Consider the following 5,713-nt stretch of genomic DNA (forward strand, 5'->3'; position numbering starts at 1 on the left):
GCACTGCTCAACCAGCTTGCGTTTGAATCGCTCGTCGTACTTCGTCATGAAAAACACCCCAGAGGTTGGACTCTTGTCCAACTTCTGGGGTGCAGTTCATGCGGGCGCCTTTTTCTTTGGTGGGTTGTGCCAAGGCAGGATTGAGTTTGACACCGGAGAGTCGCATAAAGATGCCAGCAGAATCGAAAATGCTCAGCGTATCGATCGAGCGCAGCCTGGATGAGGTGTATGACTTCATGGCGCAACCTGAGTCGTTCTCGCGGTGGGCGTCGGGGTTGGGCAAGCCTTTGGGTAACGAGGGAGGTGTGTGGCGGTTCGAAGGGGAGGTTGGGCCGGTGAGGATCCGCTTTACTGAGCGCAATGCGTATGGCGTGCTCGATCACTATGTAGAGTTGGCCGATGGCAGTGAGGTTTATGTGCCTATGCGGGTGATCTCGAATGGGGCGGGGGCTGAGGTGCAGTTCACGTTGTTTCGGGTGACGGGGATGAGTGAGGAGAGGTTTGTGGCGGATGGGGAGTGGGTGATGAGGGATTTGGGTAGGCTTAGAGAAGTGCTGGAAGCGGGGGGCTGGATGAGTAGTCGTGTGAGTTAGGCTCGTCTTCAAAATAGAGTGAGATGACAGAATTTATGAGGATTAATGTGGGGTGCATGCTTTGTGTACGGCTATGCCACTTGCGGGTAAGCGGCAGCCAGAATGGCTGCTATCGGCCAGAAGCCGTCACCCGGCGCAACAGCGCGTGCGACTGCTTCAGGCTGGGTGCAGTCATTCGTTCTACGCAGTCAGTGGCAATCGAGAGGCGACTTCGGACTGTCTCTTCGCGAAAAACCGATCCACGAACTTGGTGTCGCGGATCGATTGGCATTGTTTTTCCCGGTTGCATGCGAAACTGCGTCGATCGACCGACAGGTAGATGAGGAATCTCAGGAGAGACCAAGATGTACTTGCCGAACGTCATCAGCGACCATAAGGATGGACAATCACGGAAAAGCGTGTGACGATTAGTAGCCAGTGGTTCGAGCCTCGCCCGGAAAGGTGCGAGTCAAGAACTGTTGATGGCATCGACTTACTGTCAACAAAGATCAAAGCCGAGGCGCAAAATCACCAAAAATTTAAGAGGATTTTAATTGTTATGGCAACAGCTCAAAAAAATACCAAGCCAGCTCGAAAAAAATCATCAATAAAGACGCCTATTTCTCCACCCGCGAAATATCCTCGAAACTCGGTTGATAAGTCCTTAAGAATTCCAAAGGCGATCCTTGAGCAGAACGCGGGAAAACCTTGTACAGTTAATGAGTCAGCGAAGTTTTTGGGTGTCGGTGCCGCCGGAACGTATCAAGTGGAGGTGAGTTCTGGCATTAAATATGGCTTTCTTGAAAGACCGAATCCAGGTCAGATTGCGGTTACAGAGCGGGCTAAGCGTGTTTTGCGTCCTCAAGAACCGCAGGACAAGCTTGACGGCTTAAGAGATGCGGTGATAGGGGCCCCTGTAATCTCCGAAGTTTATGGTCACTATCGAGGGGAAAATCTACCGGATGCTCAGTTCTTTCATAATGCCCTTATTGACACATTCGGTGTGCCACCGGATAAGGTCACGGAGTTTCAAGAAATTTTCATTGAATCTCTCCGGGCCGCAGAGCTCATTACAGAAAGCGATGGCAAAATCCGAATAGTTGACGTTTCCTCAGGTTCAAACGTCACTGGAGAGCGGTCACCAACTTTAAAGAAACTGGAAAAATCGGTAAAGGTTGATGCTGGTGATTCTTGCTTTGTCATGATGCCGTTCGCTCCGCCACTCGGAGAATACTATTCTAAAATATATAAGCCAGCCATAGAGAAAGCAGGCTTGCGGGCGGTGAGAGCGGATGCTGATATATTTGGGACAGGAAAAATTATCGATCAAATATGGGCAGGTATCAATGCCGCCAAAGTCCTGGTCGCCGAACTCACTACTCGGAATCCCAATGTATTCTACGAATTGGGGTTGGCGCATGCGCTAGCGAAACCGGTGGTGTTAATTTCCTCAAACGAAGCAGATGTTCCCTTCGATTTGAAGCACATCCGGGTTATCTACTACGACATGACTGACCCGTTCTGGGGAAACAAACTGCTCGACAAGGTCGCCGAAAACATTCTTTCTGCGATTGAGCATCCTGAGGAGGCAGTGCTGAAGCGCTCCTTGTAAATTTGGCGCCAACACACGCAGAGTGCACGGCGTTTTGCAGGTAAGCGCGACCAGCGCTCAGTGTAATTGCAGCAGCATTGTCGAAAAGTGATTGAATCAAGTCTGTATGTCTTCATATTGGCCATCGATATTAAGTTTTTCCACATCTAGACATAGACAAAGTGTTGCCCGCAGTCTTCTTGCCACCCTGATCTAGGGACTGGCTGAAATCGCTGTAGACGAATTGAGTGAACGCGTAAATTTGATAATGCCAAGGCTACTGCAAGCCTAGGGGTTTCCTTAATCAGTTCCAACTGATTGCCGTGACCCATGTTTCAAAGTGATCTGCACGAATAACGTGCGGGCTCCGCATGCAGGCTACCAAAACAACCATGGCTCCAGAGAAGGATTTCAGGGGTGGACAAAAGTAGACATGCAACCGTGTTGATGAGTGGCGGAATTGATTCCACTGCCTGTGCGGCGTTCCTGATCGACCAAGGTCTTGAAGTATCCGCGATCTTCGTGGACTACGGCCAAGCTGCCGCCGACTTTGAGCGTGTGGCCGTGCGGTCGGTTGCCGCCATCCTTGAGATTGAAGTTCAAGAATTGGCGCTTACCGGCGCTGCTCCGTTTGGTTCTGGCGAGCTTGTCGGCCGAAACGCATTCCTTGTCTTTTCCGCAATGTTCGCCACCCGTGCGCGATTGAGTCGGATCGCGCTCGGACTACACGCTGGGACGTCGTACTACGATTGCTCGCCGGCTTTTATTGAAGCGATCAATCGCGCCGTCGCCGAACACACCGACAACGCTGTGCGGGTGGTTGCGCCGTTTATTGAATGGACGAAGCGCGATGTATATGACTATTTCGTCCAAGCTGGCTTGCCCATTGAGCTGACATATAGCTGCGAGTCTGGTGGAACATCCCCCTGCGGTAGGTGCGCATCGTGTCAGGACCGAAAGGCGCTGCAATGCTAGCGAAACGCCGATCACTGAAACTGAATGGAATTGAGGTCGAGCGTACTCCTCTGCTCGTGCCGTCGTTTTCTAGTAAGGGCTTCCCTGACGTTCACAAGATCATCGCATCATGTTCGGAATTGATCGAAGGCGTCACCCTTATCAGTGCTTACGACCTTCATTACGGCAAGGTGCAGCCCCCTTTCGACTTTCCCTCATTGATCTTTCTCGACAGCGGTGGGTACGAAGCATCGAAGGATACTGAGCTCTCCGACCTTGGGGACCGGGATCATCACCCAAAGGATTGGACGCAGGAGATGTATGAAGATGTCCTTGCGAAATGGTGGCCATCAGTACCCAGCGTACTAATTAGCTACGATCATCCCAAGGCGCGCGTCGGGTTCGCCGAGCAGATTGAGCGCGCGCGAACAATAGCACCAGGACGCACTGACGTTCTGCGCGAGCTGTTGCTCAAGCCCGAGAAGGAGTCCCAGACTCTGTTGAATGTCGACAATTTGCTGCGATATGTTTACCACCTTGCTGATTTCGACATCATTGGCGTCACCGAGAAAGAGATCGGCAACTCTCTCGTGGACCGGATGAAGAACATTGCCAAGCTGAGACGGGCCCTGACCGCTGCGGGAATCGACAGTCCGATCCACGTCTTCGGCAGCCTGGATACGATCTCAACTCCCATGTACTTTCTCGCTGGAGCTGACATCTTTGACGGCTTGACGTGGCTGCGGTTCGCATTTCATGAGGGCTTGACGATCTACAAACACAACTTCGGCGCTCTGCAACTGGGCGTCATGACCAAAGCACATATGGTCGACGCTCGATGCTGGCATCAGAACTACTACTACATGAATGAACTGCAGTTGGAGATGCGGCGATTCTTGGCATCGCAGGACTTCGGCTCATTTAAGTATCACGGCAACATGTTCAGGACCGCATTGGAAAGCGCACTTGAAGCATTGGGGGATCAGTAATGGGTGGCAGCGGTGGTGGATCTACCTTCAAGTACAGAAGCCCAGAGGAACTGAGAGTCGCAGTTCGCAAGGCCGAAGACGACTCATCGGTCAAGCAATTCGAGGTCGAACTCGCGGGCACCTTGTCAGACCTACTTGGTGCATACAACAGCAGAGATACCCAGGCGGTCCAAGAGCGCCTTAATGACATTCGTGCCGCGTTGCAGGGCGCGATTGAGGGAGCGTTTGACTCGCTCTTTGGCGGCTCAGTTGCTAAGCACACGTATGTCGATGGATTGAGCGACATCGATTCGTTAGTTCTACTCAATGACTCTGACCTTGAGAACCAGAGCCCTCAGCGGGCGCTTAAGAGAATGGCCACCATCATCAAGGCTGCTATGCCTGTGTCTGCCACGGTTACGTACGGACATATGGCAGTGACAGTGGATTATGGCGATGGCATGGTCATTCAGCTTCTGCCAGCGATAAAGGGCGCTGACGGACATGTTCATGTCCCTTCGTCACGACGTGATGCTTGGTCTGAGATTAATCCGATTGCGTTCAGGGAGGTCCTGAGCGCCCGTAATGCCGCCTGTGGCGGCAAGCTGGTGCCTACGATCAAGCTCGCCAAGGCCATCAATGGCGAGCTACCTGAAGGGCAGCGCCTGAGCGGCTATCACATGGAGAGCCTGGCGATTGCAGCGTTTCGAAACTATGCAGGGAAAAAACGACCTCTGCGATGCTGCCGACCTTCTTCGACCGTGCTCGTGACCTTGTTCTTTCTCCAATGAAGGACAGTACTGGGCAATCTGTGCATGTGGATAGCTATCTGGGCCCGGCAAATAGCCCTGAACGCCAAGCGGCAAGCCACTTGCTCGGACGTCTGGCCCGTCGCATGCGCAACGCGACTGCAGCGGGATCGGTGGCACAATGGAAGGCACTATTCGGGTTGGAGTCATGAGCGCCGAAGACGCCATGAAGGATGAACTGTCCCGAATCTGCCGGATCTCAGACATGCTCTGTACCGGGCACGCAGCTTTGCGCGACCGATACGCAAAGTTTGCATTTGCACTCGATCTTTTGACCCTTGGGGTGTCCACGTGGCTAGTGGCGCTCGCATTCGTCGAACCGAAACTCAACGTGACGTTGACGCCCTTCGGATGGGATAGTCAAATTTGGGTCGGCGTGCTTGGCACGAGCGTATTCTTCCTGACGCTGATACAAGTCAAGACTGACTGGAAAGGTCGATCAGACGCTCACAAAAGGACATTGAATGTTTATACCGAAGTAAAGCGTGAAGCGGGCTATATACTGTCGGCGGGCGAGTATGATCGTGACGCGTGTCAGCGCGTCTTTTCAAGATATGACATGGCAGTCTCTGTCGGCGTCCCAATTCCCGAATCAGAGTTTCTAAGGCAGAAACAGCGGCATCTCGTGAAGATCGCCCTAAGCAAGGCCTTGGACCGCCGACCGGCCGCGTCGCTGATGTGGCTACGAGTGCGACTTTGGTTGCGCAACACATTCAAAGCTGAATCACACCGGGAATCGCGGAGGCTGTTTTGTTAAAGTAAAACAGATTCCGCAGCGGATGCCGCGAGTTGTCGATAGTAACGCTCTTCGGCTTCTGC

General features: G+C 52.7%; 7 protein-coding genes. All 7 read left to right on the top strand.

Annotation, left to right across the window (positions count from 1 at the left end):
* On the top strand, positions 1 to 223 hold a 223-nt coding region (locus PIGHUM_RS24095), incomplete at its 5' end, for a hypothetical protein (protein WP_222929334.1).
* Entirely contained in the window at positions 189 to 593 is a 405-nt protein-coding gene (locus PIGHUM_RS23695; protein ID WP_246013486.1) for an SRPBCC family protein, read from the top strand. The genes PIGHUM_RS24095 and PIGHUM_RS23695, both read left to right, overlap by 35 nt.
* Positions 594 to 993: 400 nt before the next feature.
* On the top strand, positions 994 to 2,184 hold the full coding sequence (locus tag PIGHUM_RS23700; protein ID WP_222929335.1) for a hypothetical protein: 1,191 nt from the start codon (positions 994 to 996) through the stop codon (positions 2,182 to 2,184).
* Between the two features lie 396 nt (positions 2,185 to 2,580).
* Complete coding sequence (locus PIGHUM_RS23705; protein ID WP_124082250.1) at positions 2,581 to 3,138, top strand: 7-cyano-7-deazaguanine synthase; 558 nt, start codon at positions 2,581 to 2,583, stop codon at positions 3,136 to 3,138.
* Entirely contained in the window at positions 3,132 to 4,106 is a 975-nt protein-coding gene (locus tag PIGHUM_RS23710; RefSeq protein WP_124082251.1) for a hypothetical protein, read from the top strand. The genes PIGHUM_RS23705 and PIGHUM_RS23710 overlap by 7 nt, the downstream gene beginning before the upstream one ends.
* Positions 4,106 to 4,876: a CBASS oligonucleotide cyclase gene (locus tag PIGHUM_RS23715; protein ID WP_222929336.1), complete on the top strand. Its 771-nt coding sequence runs from the start codon at positions 4,106 to 4,108 to the stop codon at positions 4,874 to 4,876. The genes PIGHUM_RS23710 and PIGHUM_RS23715 overlap by 1 nt, the downstream gene beginning before the upstream one ends.
* A gap of 166 nt (positions 4,877 to 5,042) precedes the next feature.
* Positions 5,043 to 5,651, top strand: a complete 609-nt coding sequence (locus PIGHUM_RS23720) for a hypothetical protein (protein WP_124082253.1) — start codon at positions 5,043 to 5,045, stop codon at positions 5,649 to 5,651.
* The last annotated feature ends 62 nt before the right edge of the window (positions 5,652 to 5,713 follow it).

The organism is Pigmentiphaga humi (genome assembly GCF_900606115.1).
GTDB lineage: Bacteria > Pseudomonadota > Gammaproteobacteria > Burkholderiales > Burkholderiaceae_B > Pigmentiphaga > Pigmentiphaga humi.